The sequence below is a fragment of the Arthrobacter sp. GCM10027362 genome (assembly GCF_042679445.1).
Taxonomy (GTDB): Bacteria; Actinomycetota; Actinomycetes; order Actinomycetales; family Micrococcaceae; genus Crystallibacter.
In genome coordinates this window covers 1-2,474 of record NZ_JBHTML010000319.1, presented here as the reverse complement: position 1 = coordinate 2,474, position 2,474 = coordinate 1, and the positions used below count along the sequence as shown (strand labels likewise).

At 71.0% G+C, this 2,474-nt stretch carries 1 protein-coding gene, 1 pseudogene and 1 riboswitch; of the genes and pseudogenes, one reads left to right on the top strand and one right to left on the bottom strand.

The window, feature by feature from the left end; genetic code table 11:
- Positions 1-1,557, bottom strand: a 1,557-nt coding sequence (locus ACFQ36_RS22160; protein WP_377017637.1) for a proline dehydrogenase family protein, incomplete at its 3' end; no start/stop codon positions are given.
- 270 nt (positions 1,558-1,827) lie between these two features.
- Positions 1,828-2,001: riboswitch (cyclic di-AMP (ydaO/yuaA leader) on the top strand.
- Between the two features lie 2 nt (positions 2,002-2,003).
- Here ACFQ36_RS22160 and ACFQ36_RS22155 point away from each other — a divergent pair.
- Positions 2,004-2,474 (top strand): annotated as a pseudogene (locus ACFQ36_RS22155) (hypothetical protein); the annotation flags it as partial.

The window sequence follows — 2,474 nt, the reverse complement described above, 5'->3', positions numbered from 1 at the left end:
CACCGCGTCCAGGGCGTCCGCATCGCGCAGGGTGGCCGCGGCGACCGCGACCCGGCCCAGGGCGGAGCCGGGGACCCGGGCCAGGATGGCCCGGCCCCAGGCCTGGTTCGCCGGCAGCGACGGGTCGGTGTCCGCGGTGTTCACGAACGAATCGTGCGGCATCGGTTCGGCCGGCCGGCTGCGGTCCTGCCTCCGGTTCGGGGCCGGGACCGTGTCGTCGAGGTTGGCCAGCGAGGCCAGGAAGCGCTGCTTCTCGCGCTCGAACAGCGCCTCGTTTCCGGAGAGCTCGAACACCGCGGACATGAAGTTCTCCCGGCTGGCCCCTTCCTCGAGCCGGCGGATCAGGTAGGCGATGGCCACGTCGAACTCCCCCGGGTGCACCACCGGGGTATAGAGCAGCAGCGAACCGACGTCCTGCCTCACGGCCTCGGCCTGGGCCTGGGCCATGCCCAGCAGCATCTCGAACTCGATGCCGGCCTCCACCCCGCGGGTCCGGGCCAGCAGCCAGGCGAAGGCAATGTCGAAGAGGTTGTGGCCGGCGACGCCTATGCGGATGTTCCGGATCCGCTCCGGATCCAGCGCGTAGTTGATCACCCGCTTGTAGTTGGTGTCCGAGTCCTGCTTGCTGCCCCAGGTGGCCAGCGGCCAGCCGTGCAGCGAGGCCTCGACCCGCTCCATCGGCAGGTTCGCGCCCTTGACCACCCGCACCTTGATCCCGGCCCCGCCGGCGGCGCGGCGGGCCGCGGCCCACTCCTGCAGCCGGATCATCGCCGCCAGGGCATCCGGCAGGTAGGCCTGCAGCACGATCCCGGCCTCCAGGTCCCTGAACTCGGGCCGGTCCAGGAGCCGGGTGAAGACCGCGAGGGTCAGCTCCAGGTCCTTGTACTCCTCCATGTCCAGGTTAATGAACTTGGGCACCGCGGCCGCGGCCGCCTGCCGGAACAGCGGCGCCAGGGTCTCCACGATGTGCGCCACCGCCTCCTCGAAGGCCCAGGCAGCATGCGGGCCGACGGCGGCGGAAACCTTGATCGAGACGTAGTCCACGTCGTCCCGGGCCAGCAGCCTGCGCACGCCCGCCAGCCGCCGGGCGGCCTCGCGTTCGCCCAGCACCGCCTCGCCGAGCAGGTTCACGTTCAGCCGGACGTTCTCCCGGCGGATCCTGGCAATGGCCGGGCCGAGCCGGTCCTCGCTGGCATCCACGATCAGGTGCCCGACCATCCCGCGCAGCACCTTCCGGGCCGCCGGAATCACCACCCCGGGCAGCACCGGGGCCACCGCCCCGCCCAGGCGGACCGCACCGCGCAGATACCAGGGCAGGAAGGCCGGCACCTTCGGCGCCAGCGCGGCCAGGTTCCGGGCCGCCACCCTGACATCCTCGGGCCGGATGACACCGTCGACGAACCCGACCGTGAACTCCAGGCCGTGCGGATCCTGCAGCACCCCGGCCAGCTGCTCCGCCGAGGAATCCACCGGAACCCGGGACGACTCCTGGAGCCAGTGCCGCACCAGCCGGATGGAGTCGTCCGCGAGGGCCGCAGCCAGTTCTCGGGTTTCCAAGGCCTACCTCCTTAGGGACCCGTGGCACGGGCCGTTCCGGGGCCTTCCAGAATCGGAAGTGCCCGGCTTCCCTCAGTATCTGACGGGAGCCTCCGGAGATAAAGGGGGCCGGGCCAAGAGGGGATGACCTGGGCCCCGCAATGCGTTTTGGCCGCTGTGAGGAGAAACACCTGTCACAAGTTTGTAACGATTCGGGTTGTGTCGGTACGTTTGATGGCGCCATGCCCCACATCAGGGTATAGGCCGGGTCCGCACGCCGAGCCCTGTCAGCGTACCTGTCCGTTCAATTTCACAGACAGGGGTGGAGGAACCATCACTGGCGCCATCGGTGCCTTGGGGTGAAGTGCGGCCAGCCTGCCTGCAGCGTCCTGCTGCCTGCTGACCGCGCCGAGATGCTCTCTCTCGAATCCGACAGCTAACTTCGCAGGCGTGCAGAGAGGACTCCCATGAAGATGCACCCAGTCCGTGGACGCCGGCGCGCCGGTTCCACCGTTTCACTGCCGGGCGGGCCCACCGGCCGCGGCCGCCGGCGCGCCGATGCTCCCCCCGCTGCCACCCTCCGCCGCATCGGCACGTTCACCGGCCTGGCGGCAGCCGCCACCGGCCTGGCTGCCGCCGCGGTCCTTCCCCTGGTGCAGGCGGGGTCCCAGGACGCGGCCGAGGATCTGTCCGACCTCCAGACGTCCGCAACGGCCTCGTCCGCTGTTGTGGCCGGCAATGAAGGGACGCCGCGGTTTGGCCGTTCCGCCGTCGGCAGCGAAGCGGTTCCCCGCCAGGCCAAGGAGTCCCAGCCGGAGGCCGAGCCGCAGCCTGCCGCCGAGCCTGCCACCGGGGAGGAACGGACTGCGCCGGCAACTGCGGCCGCCAGGGAGGCGGCTGCACCCGCGACCGACGCCGCCAGCGAAGCAACTGCCGCG